The sequence below is a fragment of the Megasphaera sp. MJR8396C genome, from assembly GCF_001546855.1.
GTDB lineage: Bacteria > Bacillota > Negativicutes > Veillonellales > Megasphaeraceae > Megasphaera.
In genome coordinates, this window is the sequence record NZ_KQ958202.1 from 1 (window position 1) to 13,588 (window position 13,588).

A 13,588-nucleotide genomic window follows, 5' to 3' on the forward strand; every position below is an offset into this window, starting at 1 on the left:
TTATCATGCCTATTCGGCGCCAAAAAAAGACAACCACGCTTAAACCGCATGGTTGTCATGTTGGTGCGAGTGAAGGGACTTGAACCCTTACGTCGTAAGACGCTAGATCCTAAGTCTAGTGCGTCTGCCATTCCGCCACACTCGCAGGTACTCGTCCATTCTATCACGTTTGTAAGCCGTCGGTCAACTGAAAATTGGCCGTTTCAGGGAGATTTGTGCAAAAATTCACAATATTTGAAAATACTATTGTCAAGGTCTTCTCAGTGTGCTATACTACGCATGACACAAGGGCGGGTCTTTTTTTACGTCGGATGGGTACCGGAATCGGACTGATACTGACGCAGACCGGCCGTGTTTTTATATGCGCGACTTGTATCTTGGGAAAGAACGAGAACGGGGGAGTATCATGGTACATCAAAAGGCACCGACGCAGCCGACGTTTTTGTCGATTCGTCAGTTGACCATTGCCGCTTTTTTATCGGCTATTACGATTTTTTTAGGGATTACCGGTTATGGATTCATTCCGCTGGTCATCATGAATGCGACGATTCTGCACATTCCTACGATTATTGGCAGCCTATCGGCAGGCCGTAAGGTCGGGATGATCGTCGGCTTTATGTTTGGGATTTTTTCCTTTATCCGTTCCCTACAGGCACCGAGTGCGCTGCTCTTGTTTGCCGTACAGTACAATGTCATGGCCGACGCCTTCATTTGTATCGTACCGCGCATTCTGATCGGCCTCATTGCTTATGAATTGTACCGTCATTTGAAGATCCGTGAAGTATGGCGCGTAGCCGTGACGGCTGTCGTGACGACGGTGATTCACACGGTTCTCTTCTTAGGTTCCTTTACGGCCCTCGTCGGCGTTCCCTATGCCGAGGCCCAAGGGATTCCCTTCATGAACGTCATCAATATCATGCTCGGCATTACGGCCGTCAATGGGGTTCCGGAAGCCATCGTTTCCGGCCTGATCGTTACGCCGATTATCATGGCGCTTCAGCGTGCCGGGTTAAAGGCGCAGTAACAGCAATTATATGGGTTATGGATACAACGGGGCTGTCCCCCAAAGGGCGGTCCCGTTTCTCTATTTTGATGGAAATTTGCTAATGCGAAAGTTTGCGCTATGTGGTAAAATAAGCAATGAATGGCTGTTTACGTATGGCAGCATATATGAAAGGAATAGAAGGGATTATGTGTTATGGCTTCGATTTTTTCTCCATTAACTAAAAATATAGGCATCGATTTAGGGACGTCTACGGTTCAGGTCTATGTGGAAGGCCGGGGCGTCGTCTTGTCTGAGCCGTCGGTTATGGCGACCGACGAGCGCAACAGTAAAATGATTGCCGTCGGCCGGTCGGCAGAGGACCTCTTGTCCCGCTCGCCGGAGACGGTAAAGCTCCATCGCCCCTTGGTCCACGGCGTCATCGCCGACTACAGCGTAACCCGGACGATGCTCGGTTATATCCTCAGCAAGTGCGTCCGAAGTGTTCAGCGGCTGCGCATCATGATCGGCGTGCCTTCGGCGGCTTCCAATGTTGAAAAACGAGCCGTTATGGAAGCGGTGTATCAGGCCGGTGCCAAAGAAGCCTTCGTCATTGAAACGGCGGCGGCTGCAGCGCTGGGCGTCAATTTGCCGGTCTATGATCCCGTAGGCAATATGGTCATCGACATCGGTGGCGGTACGACTAATGTGGCTATGCTGTCTCTCGGCGGCATCGTCGTCTCGAAGTCGCTTCATTTGGGCAGCCTTGATTTCAATGCGGCCATCCGCGATTATCTGCGCTACCAGTACGACGTCGTCACCGACGATACGACCATTGAAGAAATGAAGGTCACCAACGGTTCGGCCGTCCTGCCCCTGGAAGACCGGGGCTATTATTTCATGGCCCGCGGCCTCGATGACGGGCTCCAGCGCGAAGTAGCTGTGAAATCGAGTGAACTCTACCATGTCATCGGCAAGCCTTTGGTGAAGATCCTCGACGTCGTCAAAGACGTCCTTCGCGAGACCCCGCCGGAACTGGCTGCGGACATCAGGGAACACGGCATTGTCCTGACTGGCGGCGGCGCCAAGCTAAAGGGGATGGATCAGTTCTTTACGCAGGAATTGGGCGTTCCCGTCCTGATGGCAGCCGACCCGGAACTGGCCGTTGCCAGGGGCACGGGCATTGCCATCAACGATCGTGATAAGTTATCGGCCCTCATTGAAGGGGCGCAGCGCATATATAGGAGGAGATTTTAAAATTGTTTTCGTTCGGTAAAAGAAGCGTCGTCTTCGTACTCGTCTTATTCATCATCATTGCTGTCGTAGGCTGGGCTTGGCGCCAGCGCGATTCCCTGCCTTTTATTACGAAGCCTTTGATGACGATTATGTCGCCTTTTGAATATGGGGCCAGCAGCATCATGGATGTCCTCGCCTCGAATATTCACATCGTCGACGTCAGTTTGAAGAACCGCATTGAATGGGAATCGCTGGAAAAAGAAAATGCCGACCTGAAAAGCCGGACCGTCGACTACGATGAAGTCGTCGCTGAAAATGACCGCCTGCGGGCGCTCCTCGACTTTAAATCGAGCCACAGCCAGTACCAACTCTTGGCCGGCTCGGTCATCTCCCGTGATTATGGAACCTGGACCAACACCATGATCATCGACGTCGGCAGTGGGGAAGGCGTAGAAAAGAATATGCCGGTCATCACCCCGGCTGGTGTCGTCGGCTTCATCAGCGACGTCTATCCGCATTCGTCGCGAGTACAGCTCATGACCGACCCCCGGACCAGTATCGGGGCCATCGTTCAGCGGCCGGAATCGCGGGTATCGTCTGTCGTCCGCGGCAACGGCAATGTGCCGACGGAACCGCAGTTCGTCAATATTGCGAAAGATGCTGATATCCTCGAAGGGGATACGCTGGTCACGTCGGGCTTCGGCTCCATTTATCCGAAGGGACTCTATATCGGCACCATCGTATCGATCCATCAGAATGAAAATGATTTCGTAAAATATGCCGTCATTCGTCCTGGCGTCGATTTCTCTAAATTAGAAGAAGTCTTCGTCATCTTGAAGTCGGCCGACACCGGCGCTTATGAAAAACCGGATGTTACGCCGAAACTCGTACCGCAGACGAATCGCGACAAGGTGGAAGGCATTAAAGGAGCCGCTGCGTTATGAAGAAAATGAACTGTATCATCACAGCCTTCATCGTCTTTATCCTGCAGGCTGCCGTCTTGCCTTTTATCTTTAACGGTGTAAGCCAGCCCAATCTCATCTTCGTCTTCGTCGTCCTCATGGGCCTCCATCACGGCCAGCGCGTCGGCATTGCGACGGCCCTCTTAGGCGGCTTTTGCCAGGATGTCATCATTGGCAACTTCTTTGGCCTGCACCTTTTGGTGTATCTCATTGTCACCCTTGTTTGCAGTTATCTCGGCCGCAATATCGATAAGGATCAGTGGATCTTGACCCTGCTCATCGTCCTCGGGGCGACGGAAGCCGGGCTTATCCTGACCTGCGGATTCCTGTTCCTGGCCGGCCAGTACATCAATGTGGCGGCGTACTTATTGGAATTCAGTATACCCGTACTCGTTTATCATGGAATCTTGGCCTTGCCCGTGGACCATGTCGTCTGGCGTCTGCGCCGGGCCGACACCTTTTATGGTTTTCCGGGTTATCGCTGGTAACTAAAGGAGACACAGATACATGCTCGAAGCGTTATTAAAAAAGAAGAATCAAGACGGCCGCTTCCGGTATCTCTACTGGGTGGTCATCGCGATTTTTATCATTCTCGTCAGCCGGCTCGTTTATTTACAGCTTTTTGCCGGTGAATATTATCACTCCCTGGCCGAAGGGAACCGCCTGCGGGCCATCCCCATTGCGGCCATGCGCGGCATCATGTATGACCGCAACGGTCAGATCCTGGTCGGCTCCCGACCGAGCTTCATGGCGACTTATGTACCGCCGAAGGGCGGCATGAGCGATGAGGAACTGACGAAATTGGCAGGCATCCTCAACGTGCCGGAAGATAAGTTGCGCGAGAAGATTCAAAAGGTAAAGAGTTCTTACGTGCCGACGGTCCTGGCCAATGACCTCACGCAGGATATCGTCACTAAGATTGAAGAACAGCGAAACGACCTGCCCGGCGTGTCCGTCGAAGTCCAGCCGATTCGCTACTATCCGTATAAAACGATGGCCGCTCAAGTCTTCGGTTACGTCGGCCAAATCGATGAAGAAGATGCCAAACGCCTGGAAGGCGTTGAAGGCGTCTCCAATATTACCCAAATCGGCCGAGCCGGTTTGGAAGCTTATTACGATGACCTCCTGCGCGGTCAGGACGGCGGCCGTCAGGTTGAAGTCGATGCTGCCGGCAGTCCGGTCACGGAAATGGAACGAAAAGAACCGGTGGCCGGCCACAATATGCACCTGACCCTGGATCTTAATCTGCAGGAAGCGACGGAACAGGCTATGGATCGCCAGATTGCCAACGGCGTCGGCACCCACGGTATCGCTGCCGTTGCCATCGACCCCAATACGGGGGCCGTCCTGGCCATGGCCAGCCGTCCGGCCTATGACCCCAACTGGTTCACCCGGGGCATTACGGAAAAGGAATGGGCCATGATCAACGATAACCCCAACCATCCGATGGAAAACAGGGTTATTGCCGGCGAATATCCGCCGGGCTCTACTTTTAAGCTCATCACCGGCTCGGCCGCTTTGGAACTCAAAAAAGTTACGCCTGATGAAATGATCTTCGACAGTGGGCGCCACTGGTTAGTCGACATGCGAAACGCCGGCGGTGAAGCCTTGGGCTGGATCAACTTCGTCGAAGCCCTGGCGAAATCGGATAACGTCTATTTCTATGAAATGGGCCGCCGCGTCGGCATCGATGAATTGGCGAAATACGCCGACATGTTCGGCATGGGCAAGAAGACCGGCATCGCCCTTCGCGGCGAAGCGACGGGTTTGGTTGCCAGTGAAGAATATAAAATGAAGACCTTCCACGAAGACTGGTACTTAGGGGATACGTTCAACTCCGCTATCGGCCAGGGCTTCCAGTTGGTTACGCCTCTTCAGGCGGCGATGATCGTCAGTGAAGTGGCCAACGGCGGTATCCAGTACCGGCCGTTTATCGTCAGCCGTATCGACAATCTCGACGGGACGCCGTATAAGATCTTTGCGCCGGAACAGATAGGGACCCTGCCGGTCTCCAAATCGACGCTGGACCTCGTCCGCGAAGGGATGCGCAACGTTGCTGAAGAATCAGGGACTGCCGGTTCTTTGTTTGCCGGATTCCCCATTCAGGTCGCCGGTAAAACGGGGACAGCCGAAAACTTCGGCGGCACGGACCACGGTTGGTTCGTCGCCTATGCACCGTATGAACATCCGCGTATCGTCATTGCCGTCTTGGTAGAACAAGGCGGGTTCGGGTCCGTTTCGGCAGGCCCGATCGTCCGCTCTATGTTGGAAGAATTCTTCCACATCGGCACCTATGCCGACGGCGCAAAAAACACCAATGGTACGCCGGCAGCGTCTAACCAGGCTGATGCCAATAACGACCAAACGGCTGCTCAAAACAATAACTAAGGATACGTTAAGAAGGGTGGTAATTCCATGTCTCGACTCATCGCGATTGCTTCTGGTAAGGGAGGCGTCGGCAAAACTTTGATTACAGCTTCGCTTTCCGTGCTGCTCCAGCGCCGCGGCTATCGGGTGTTAGCCGCCGATGCGGACATGGGACTGCGCAACCTCGACTTGCTTTTCGGCATGGGCGATGCCGTCCGTTACGACGCCAGTCAGGCCGCCCGGGGAAAATGTCTGCCCCGGCAGGCTCTGGTGTCGGTCTGTCCTGGCCTCGATGTACTGCCGGCCAGTCAGAAACGGACCTGGGAAAAGGTCGATGTACCGTCCTTTCACTACGTCTTGGAATCCTTAGCCGGTGAATACGACTACGCTTTCGTCGACTGCCCGCCGGGCCGCGATGAGGCTTACCGGGCGGCGACGGCCTTGGCCGACCAGATTCTGTTCGTCGTCGAACCGTCGCCGTCGTCCCTGCACGATGCCGGACGGGTCATGCAGTATTGCACCAAGCAGAAGCGTTTTCACTACGACGTCATACTCAATAATTTTTATGCCGACGGCGTCATCTCGACGACGGCGGCAAAATCGGCGCTGGGCGTAGAGGCCGTCGCCGGGATCCTGCCTCACGACGAAGGCATCGATCAGGCGGCAAGTCAGGGCCTGATTCACGAAGCTTCAGATAACCTGCCCTTTATGAAGGCCTTGTCGGCGACAGCGGACTGGCTGGAAAAGGGGACGGCAGTGGACGAAGCCTGGCTGACCAGCCTTTTGCCGCGCCGTACGGCCGGTGACCCCGAGGAATCGGGCTTATCGGTGCGGCGCCGCCGGCAGGAATGCCGGAATTGGCGCCACTATCGTCGATAGGAGAGGGAAATGTTTATTAAACGTGAATGGAAGAATTTAGATAAAGTCATGCTCCTGGTGAGCTTTTTCATCGTCTGCATCAGCCTGGCTATCATTGGCAGTGCGACGCATATCAATAAAGGGGCGATCAACTATGATTTCGTCATTAAACAGGGCGTAGCCTTCGTCATCGACTTCATGATCGTCATCTTTTTCAGCCGCTTTGACTACACCAAGTTAAAGAAGTACGGCAAACCTTTATATGTCATTAATTTACTGATGCTGGTAGCCGTCATGTTCATCGGTACGTCGGCCCTCGGGGCCCAGCGCTGGATTCAGTTAGGGCCTATTACCCTGCAGCCGTCGGAGTTTTCGAAACTCATCATGATCATCTGCACGGCAGCGATCCTCAGCGACCGCGTCGGCCAGCTCAATAAGTGGCGGCAAGTCCTGCCCATCGGCCTCTACGTCGGGATTCCCTTTCTCCTGGTCTTAAAACAGCCTGACCTGGGGACCAGTCTCGTCTTTTTGGCCATTACCTTAGGCATGCTCTTTGTCGGCCGCATCAAAATGTCTCTCCTGCGCAACGTCTTTTTAGCCGGCGTCGTCCTGGCACCGGTAGGCTGGCATTTTCTGAAGGACTACCAGAAGTCCCGTATTACGGTATTCTTAAACCCTAATGCCGATCCCTTCGGGGCCGGCTACCACATCATCCAGTCTAAGATTGCCATCGGTTCGGGCATGCTCTTTGGCAAGGGCTTGTTCCAGGGGACACAGAGCCAATTGAACTTTTTGCCGGAAAACCACACGGACTTCATCTTTTCCGTCATCGGGGAAGAACTGGGCTTTCTCGGCTGTATTTTTCTCTTATTCCTCTATTTTATCCTCATCTACCGGGGCATCATGATCGCCAAAGAATGTAAGGATCCCTTCGGCATGATGCTGGCCACCGGTGTCGTATCCATGTGGGCCTTCCAGATTTTGGTCAATGTCGGCATGACCTGCGGCATTATGCCGGTCACGGGGATTCCGCTGCCCTTCATGAGTTACGGTGTCAGTGCCTTGACGACCAATATGATGGGCATGGGGATTTTATTAAGTATTTACATGCGTCAGCAGACGATGATCTTTTAGCGATTCCTGAAGGAGGAAACGAATTGTCACATCCTGTGGAGATAGATCCGATTTTATTGAGCAAAGTCAGTAAACCGGCCCGCTACGTCGGCGGGGAATGGAACAGCGTCGTAAAAGACCACGACCAGGTCAAACTGACCGTTGCTTACTGTTTTCCCGATGTTTATGAAGTGGCCATGAGCCATTTGGGCCTGCGCATCCTCTATGCTTTGCTCAACGAACGGCCCGATGTGGCTGCCGAACGAGTCTATGCGCCCTGGCCGGATATGGAAGACCTCATGCGGGCCAAGGGCTACCCGCTTTTTTCGTTGGAAACGAAGACGCCGGTCCGCGATTTTGACATGGTCGGTTTTACCCTTCAATATGAAATGAGTTTTACCAACATCCTCAATATGCTCGATCTGGCCGGAATGCCGATTTTTGCCAAAGACCGCGGCGACGATATGCCCTTAGTGGCCGCCGGCGGTCCTTGTGCGTATAATGCAGAACCGTTGGCCGATTACATCGACATCTTCTTCCTCGGCGAATCGGAAGAATCGACACAGCTTCTGGCCGATACGATCATCGCCTGGAAAGAAGCGGGGAAACCCGGCGGCAAGAAAGGCCTCTTGAAAGAGCTCGCGCAGCAGCCGGGGAACTACGTGCCGTCCTTCTACGATGCACAATATGATGAGGCAGGGAACTTCAAAGCCCTGGTGCCGACGGAACCGGAAGCCAAGGCTGAAATCGAAAAATGCGTCGTCGCCGACGTGGAACACGTCTTTTTCCCGACCAAACCGATTGTTCCCAACATCGATATCGTTCACAACCGGGCAGTCCTCGAACTGTTCCGTGGCTGCAGTCGAGGCTGCCGTTTCTGCCAGGCCGGCATGCTCTACCGTCCCATCCGGGAAAAGACGCCGGAACAGCTGGTAAAATTGGCCAAAGACATCGTGGCCAACTCCGGCTACGATGAAATTTCCCTCATGAGCCTGAGCTCGGCGGACTATTCCTGCCTGCCGGAACTGGTCGACCAGCTCCTCGATGCCTTCAAGGGGCAGAAAGTCAGTGTCAGCCTGCCGTCACTGCGCGTCGACAGCTTCTCCGTCGACATCGCCAAGAAGGTACAGCAGGTCCGAAAGAGCGGCCTGACCTTTGCGCCGGAAGCGGGGACCCAGCGCCTGCGCGACGTCATCAATAAGGGCGTCACCGAAGAAAACCTTTTGGCCGCCTGTGAAAATGCCTTCCATAACGGCTGGTCGACGGTAAAACTCTACTTCATGATGGGCCTTCCGACGGAAACCGATGAAGACTTGGCCGGCATTGCCGACCTGGCCTATAAAGTGTTGAACTTGTATCGCTCCGTAACCCATAAGAATAACGGCAAGGTGACGGTCTCCGTTTCGAGCTTCGTCCCCAAATCGCATACGTCCTTCCAGTGGTTCGGTCAGCTTCCCATCGAAGAAATCGAACGGAAACAGCAGTACATCAAGGGCCTCATTCGCGACAAACACATTTCCTACCACTACCACGACGCCAAGACCGGCCGACTGGAAGCGACCTTTGCCCGCGGTGACCGCCGCATGGGGAAGGTCCTCTACGAAGCCTGGAAACTGGGCTGTAAATTTGACGGCTGGACGGAAATGTTCGACTATGACCGTTGGATGAAGGCCTTTGAGTTAGCCGGCATCGATCCCGATTACTACGCGGCTAGAAACCGCAGCCTCGACGAGGCCCTGCCCTGGGATCACCTCACCAGCGGAGCTACAAAAAATTATTTGAAGCAGGAATGGAAACGGGCTGAACGGGCCGAACTGACCCATGACTGCCGCCGTCTGTCCTGTACGGGCTGCGGTGTCTGCCCCAATCTGGGCGTTTCGATCATCGACAGAAAGGCAGGCGTTGACCATGGCAAGAATACGTTTAGCTGTTAAAAAAGACGGGGCCCTGCAGTTTCTGTCACACCTCGACTTTGCCCGGGCCGTGCGCTACGTCATCATTCGGGCCAAACTTCCCATTTGTTATTCAGAAGGCTTCAATCCCCATATGAAGCTCAGCTTCGCCTCGGCCCTCGGCGTTGGCGTGTCGGCCGATATCGAATACATGGACATGGAACTTGCGGAAAAGATTCCCGTTTCCGACGTCATGGCCCGCATGAACGAAACGTCGCCTCAGGGGTTTACCGTCCTCGACGGCCGCTATGTCGACCCCAAGGCGCCGAAACTGATGGCCATTGCCAACTATGCCGTCTATACCCTGCGCGGTCCCTTGAAGGAAGACCTCAGTCAAGACGGCTTGAATGCGGTTTTACAGCGCTTCAACGAGGCCGAATCGGTCCTCTATGAAAAAGTCTCTCACAAGGGGAAACATCGCGTGCGGACCATTGAAGTTAAAAATCACGTCATCGAGGCCATTCATGGGAATGTCAAAGACGGCGACGTCTACCTCACGGTAGGCATCTATCAGACCGGGGAAGGGGCCATCAAGCCGATTCAGGTTTGGGAAGTCCTTGAAAAAGACTTCGGTCTGCCCGTCCATGCCGATATGATGCTGGCCCGGCGGACGGGGATTTTCGTGCGTAAAGACGACGGCAAGACGGCGTCTCTCTTTGAGGGCTATGATGAAAGGTAAGCTGTACTGCGTCGGCATCGGCCCGGGGGACCCGGAGCTGTTGACCGTAAAGGCGCTGAAAACGATCGGGGCCTGTCCCGTTCTGGCCGTTCCTAAGAGCGGCAGCGGCCCCTTGACGGCAAAGGATATTTTGCTCAAGGCCTTGGACGACTGTGATCTCACCTTGTCCGATAAGAAGGTCCTGACCTTAGACTTTCCCATGACCCGTAAGGACGAAGTCCTCGCCGGAGCCCATGAAAAAGCCGCCAAGGCCGTCATGGCTGACCTCGATGAAGGGCGCGACGTAGCCCTCATTACCCTCGGCTGCCCGACGGTCTATGCGACCAGTATTTACGTCCACCACCTCGTCCAGGAGGCGGGCTACGAAACGGCCATCGTCCCCGGTGTGCCCAGCTTCTGTGCCGTCGCTGCGAAATTGCAGCAGCCCCTGTGTGAAAAAGACGAAGCCTTACTGATCATCCCCGGCAACCATGAACAGCGCCGGCAGTTATTGGCCCTTCCGGGCAGTAAGGTCATTATGAAGCCGTCGGGGAAACTAAAGCCCATCCAAGATGAACTGAAAGACCTGGGCCTTCTCGAGCGGACATCCATGATCGAGCGCTGCGGACTGTCCGGCGAGAAAATATATGAACAGGCTGCCGATGCGGAAGAAACGGGTTATTTTGCCGTCTTATTGGTAAAATAATCGGTCTTGATAGAATCTTTCGTCAGCCATTGATAAGGAGGAGTGACACGATGAAAACGATCGTTGGTAATGTCATGCCCGAAGAAACGCGCATGGCTATCCTCGAAGATGGTCGTCTTCGTGATTTTGCGGTAGAACGCGACGATGACATGCACATCGTCAATCATATATATAAGGGGACGATCCAGAATATTCTGCCGTCGCTCCAGGCTGCTTTCGTCAACATCGGCCGGCGCAAGAACGCCTTTATTTATATGGGCGATATGTTTCCCCGGGCGGCGTCCAAAGAAGAAATCCAGCAGATGCACCTGTCCGTCGGTCAATCGGTCTTAGTCCAGATCATCAAGGACGAACAAGGGTCTAAGGGCCCGAAGGCGACGGCCAATATCAGTTTGGCCGGCCGCTATGCCGTCCTGATGCCGACCGTTGACTACATCGGCGTATCGAAAAAAATCCGCGATGAACAGGAACGGGACCGGCTACGCGACATCGTAGCTGAGATCAAGCCCGACGGCATGGGCCTTATCATCCGTACCGTCGCCAAAGGCGTCTCGCGGGAAGAACTCTTGAGTGACCTTCAGTATTTGCTGCGGACCTGGGACAGTATCCGCCAGCGCTACGCCCTGGCCAAGAAGCCGACCCTCTTGTACCGCGAGGCCGATTTGGTCATGCGCATGGTCCGCGACCATTTCACGGCCGACGTCAAACAAGTCGTCGTCGACAGCCGCGAAGCCTATGAACGCATCTGTCAGGTTTTCCCCGGTTCGCAGTGGCAGAGCCGCATCCGCCTCTATGAAGGGGACGAACCGATTTTTGAACACTATGGCCTCGAAGAAGGGCTCAAAGGCCTGATGTCGCGCATCGTACCCCTGCCGTCGGGCGGCAACCTGGTCATCGACCATACGGAAGCCTTGACCGTCATCGACGTCAACAGCAGCAAGTATACCGGCAACGGGACGACCCTGCAGGATACGATTTTTCATGTCAATAAAGAAGCAGCCATCGAAATCGCCCGTCAGCTGCGCCTGCGGGACATCGGCGGCATCATCATCATCGACTTCATCGACATGGCCCAGCCTTTGAAACGCGACGAAATTCTTCAGATTTTGATCCGTGAAACGGCCATGGATTGCACCAAGACCCGGGTTCTCGGCATGACGGCCCTGAACCTCGTTGAAATCACCCGCAAAAAAGCCCGACAAAGCCTGTACCAGGTTCAGTTCGATCCCTGCGACGTCTGCGGCGGTTCGGGCTACCTCTATTCGGCAGAAACGGTCGTCCTCCAGATTATCCGCCGCCTGCGCCATATGGCAGCGGCTCATCAGCTTCGCGGCGACGTCCTCATCGAAGCTCACCCTGACGTCCTGGCACTCTTAAAGGATAAGAAGCGCAAGGCCGAATGGGAGCGGGAATTGAAGCGGACCCTCTATTTTGAAGCGTCGGGACATCCCAATCGGGAAGTATTCTCTATCTTATCGTATGCGCCGTAATAGGCGGTAGGTTCGGTCGATGTAAAGGGGGAAGGCCTATGCTGGGGAAAAAAGTATTCATCTTGTCGCTTTGCTTGGTCATGACGGCCTTGTCGGCCTTGGCTTCATCGCCGAAGGAGGGCTATGACCAGGCCCGCCGAGAAGTCCTCTCCGCCTGGCTGTCCATGGCAGCTTATGACGATAAGCCCGGAGAAGCGGCTCGGCAGGAATTGACCCGCCGCGGTTGGGATATAGACAACCGAATTCAAAAAGATAATAAGTCAGAGACGAAATTTCGCCTGGCCCATAAAGGACAGGAAACGCTGGTCGCCGTCACGGGGACGGAAAGTTTAGCCGACGTCAAGTCCGATTTGAACCTCCACGCCGTCCCATATAAAGAAGGGGAGGCGAGCCAATCCCAGGTTCATGCCGGCTTTTCCTACTATACGACGACCCTCCTCGATACACCTTACGAGGGGACGACGCTGAAAGAAGTTTTAAAAGCCGATGCGGCCTCGCAGGACGTGACCTTGACCGGTCATAGCCTCGGCGGTGCCGTGGCCCTCTTGGCGGCAGCCCGCCTCTATGATGAGGGAGCATCGCAGATTCAGGTCGTCACTTTCGGCGCCCCAGCCGTGGGAAATGCGGCCTTTAATGCGGCTTATGAACCGCTCCTTCAGGTGGACCGCATCGTCATGGCCGGCGATCCCGTAAAGGGGATTTTGCAGACCGTCGACGGGACGTACAGTCAATTTTCCAAGGAAACGGTGTGGAACAGTGCCCCTTCGGTGCAGCGCTTTGCCCATGACATCGTCGGCTATGCCGATGCTGCCCTTCGCCGCTATTACGATGCCAAAGGGGCCTATGAGACGGCCTTGGGTCATCCCCTGACAGCCGATGTAGCCCAAGCCAAGGACCCTTCGGTTTGGGTCCTGCCGCTGACGGTCACCGTCGATCCAGCTCTTTCTGAAGATGTGCCTTATATGAAGCAGGCCGCTGACGATTAGCTGGCCTACCGCCTTCATCCGGTGTATGGTCCTTCGGAAAAATCCTTGGCCGAGAATTTGAAAGAGGCCCGTGATAAGGGCTGCAGTGCCGTCTTAGTCCGCCAGCTTACGGGCAAAAGGGCCAAGGACAAGGACTATGATTTTATCCTGACTTATGAAGAAGTGTGGTATGACGCACAGAGCGGTGCGGCTCGTTCTGCCTTTTCCATGACCATGAATACCGAAAAGATGACGCCCATTCTGTCACTCCTGGCCATGGCCGGCACGGCCTAAGCTGA

At 54.7% G+C, this 13,588-nt stretch carries 13 protein-coding genes and 1 tRNA gene; 13 read left to right on the top strand and 1 reads right to left on the bottom strand.

Annotation, left to right across the window (positions count from 1 at the left end; all coding sequences use genetic code 11):
* Positions 1–61: 61 nt before the first annotated feature.
* Positions 62–145 (bottom strand) — tRNA-Leu (locus HMPREF3201_RS08095).
* Positions 146–406: 261 nt separating this feature from the next.
* Here HMPREF3201_RS08095 and HMPREF3201_RS08100 point away from each other — a divergent pair.
* The 13 genes from HMPREF3201_RS08100 to HMPREF3201_RS08160 all read left to right on the top strand — a co-directional run bounded on the left by HMPREF3201_RS08100 (position 407) and on the right by HMPREF3201_RS08160 (position 13,583).
* A complete protein-coding gene (locus HMPREF3201_RS08100) occupies positions 407–1,024 on the top strand; it encodes an ECF transporter S component (protein WP_062412573.1) in 618 nt (205 codons plus the stop codon).
* A 174-nt stretch (positions 1,025–1,198) separates the two neighbouring features.
* Positions 1,199–2,239, top strand: coding sequence for a rod shape-determining protein (locus HMPREF3201_RS08105; RefSeq protein WP_062412574.1), 1,041 nt, complete (start codon positions 1,199–1,201; stop codon positions 2,237–2,239).
* A 2-nt stretch (positions 2,240–2,241) separates the two neighbouring features.
* Positions 2,242–3,162, top strand: a complete 921-nt coding sequence (mreC, locus tag HMPREF3201_RS08110; protein WP_062412575.1) for a rod shape-determining protein MreC — start codon at positions 2,242–2,244, stop codon at positions 3,160–3,162.
* A complete protein-coding gene (gene mreD, locus HMPREF3201_RS08115) occupies positions 3,159–3,668 on the top strand; it encodes a rod shape-determining protein MreD (RefSeq protein WP_062412576.1) in 510 nt (169 codons plus the stop codon). The genes mreC and mreD overlap by 4 nt, the downstream gene beginning before the upstream one ends.
* Positions 3,669–3,687: 19 nt before the next feature.
* Positions 3,688–5,568 (top strand): penicillin-binding protein 2, encoded by a 1,881-nt coding sequence (gene mrdA / locus HMPREF3201_RS08120; protein WP_082709421.1) that lies wholly within the window; start codon positions 3,688–3,690, stop codon positions 5,566–5,568.
* A 27-nt stretch (positions 5,569–5,595) separates the two neighbouring features.
* A complete protein-coding gene (locus HMPREF3201_RS08125) occupies positions 5,596–6,426 on the top strand; it encodes an AAA family ATPase (RefSeq protein ID WP_062412577.1) in 831 nt (276 codons plus the stop codon).
* A gap of 9 nt (positions 6,427–6,435) precedes the next feature.
* Positions 6,436–7,539, top strand: coding sequence for a rod shape-determining protein RodA (rodA, locus tag HMPREF3201_RS08130; protein ID WP_062412578.1), 1,104 nt, complete (start codon positions 6,436–6,438; stop codon positions 7,537–7,539).
* Between the two features lie 23 nt (positions 7,540–7,562).
* Positions 7,563–9,452 (top strand): TIGR03960 family B12-binding radical SAM protein, encoded by a 1,890-nt coding sequence (locus tag HMPREF3201_RS08135; protein WP_154254389.1) that lies wholly within the window; start codon positions 7,563–7,565, stop codon positions 9,450–9,452.
* On the top strand, positions 9,427–10,149 hold the full coding sequence (locus HMPREF3201_RS08140; RefSeq protein ID WP_062412580.1) for a TIGR03936 family radical SAM-associated protein: 723 nt from the start codon (positions 9,427–9,429) through the stop codon (positions 10,147–10,149). Before HMPREF3201_RS08135 ends, HMPREF3201_RS08140 begins: the two co-directional genes overlap by 26 nt.
* Entirely contained in the window at positions 10,136–10,834 is a 699-nt protein-coding gene (gene cobI / locus HMPREF3201_RS08145) for a precorrin-2 C(20)-methyltransferase (protein WP_062412581.1), read from the top strand. Before HMPREF3201_RS08140 ends, cobI begins: the two co-directional genes overlap by 14 nt.
* 50 nt (positions 10,835–10,884) lie before the next feature.
* Positions 10,885–12,324 carry an Rne/Rng family ribonuclease gene (locus HMPREF3201_RS08150; protein ID WP_062412582.1) on the top strand — a complete coding sequence of 480 codons (1,440 nt, stop codon included), beginning with the start codon at positions 10,885–10,887 and terminating at the stop codon, positions 12,322–12,324.
* Between the two features lie 38 nt (positions 12,325–12,362).
* Positions 12,363–13,310: a lipase family protein gene (locus tag HMPREF3201_RS08155; RefSeq protein ID WP_062412583.1), complete on the top strand. Its 948-nt coding sequence runs from the start codon at positions 12,363–12,365 to the stop codon at positions 13,308–13,310.
* Positions 13,311–13,355: 45 nt separating this feature from the next.
* Complete coding sequence (locus HMPREF3201_RS08160) at positions 13,356–13,583, top strand: hypothetical protein (protein WP_231726836.1); 228 nt, start codon at positions 13,356–13,358, stop codon at positions 13,581–13,583.
* The last annotated feature ends 5 nt before the right edge of the window (positions 13,584–13,588 follow it).

What these genes read in the sequence shown, in the direction of transcription:
- cobI (WP_062412581.1), top strand. Translation starts at nt 10,136, where the DNA reads ATGATGAAAGGTAAGCTGTACTGCGTCGGCATCGGCCCGGGGGACCCG.
- HMPREF3201_RS08100 (WP_062412573.1), top strand. Translation starts at nt 407, where the DNA reads ATGGTACATCAAAAGGCACCGACGCAGCCGACGTTTTTGTCGATTCGT.
- HMPREF3201_RS08150 (WP_062412582.1), top strand. Translation starts at nt 10,885, where the DNA reads ATGAAAACGATCGTTGGTAATGTCATGCCCGAAGAAACGCGCATGGCT.
- HMPREF3201_RS08125 (WP_062412577.1), top strand. Translation starts at nt 5,596, where the DNA reads ATGTCTCGACTCATCGCGATTGCTTCTGGTAAGGGAGGCGTCGGCAAA.
- HMPREF3201_RS08140 (WP_062412580.1), top strand. Translation starts at nt 9,427, where the DNA reads ATGGCAAGAATACGTTTAGCTGTTAAAAAAGACGGGGCCCTGCAGTTT.
- HMPREF3201_RS08105 (WP_062412574.1), top strand. Translation starts at nt 1,199, where the DNA reads ATGGCTTCGATTTTTTCTCCATTAACTAAAAATATAGGCATCGATTTA.
- mreD (WP_062412576.1), top strand. Translation starts at nt 3,159, where the DNA reads ATGAAGAAAATGAACTGTATCATCACAGCCTTCATCGTCTTTATCCTG.
- mrdA (WP_082709421.1), top strand. Translation starts at nt 3,688, where the DNA reads ATGCTCGAAGCGTTATTAAAAAAGAAGAATCAAGACGGCCGCTTCCGG.
- rodA (WP_062412578.1), top strand. Translation starts at nt 6,436, where the DNA reads ATGTTTATTAAACGTGAATGGAAGAATTTAGATAAAGTCATGCTCCTG.
- HMPREF3201_RS08155 (WP_062412583.1), top strand. Translation starts at nt 12,363, where the DNA reads ATGCTGGGGAAAAAAGTATTCATCTTGTCGCTTTGCTTGGTCATGACG.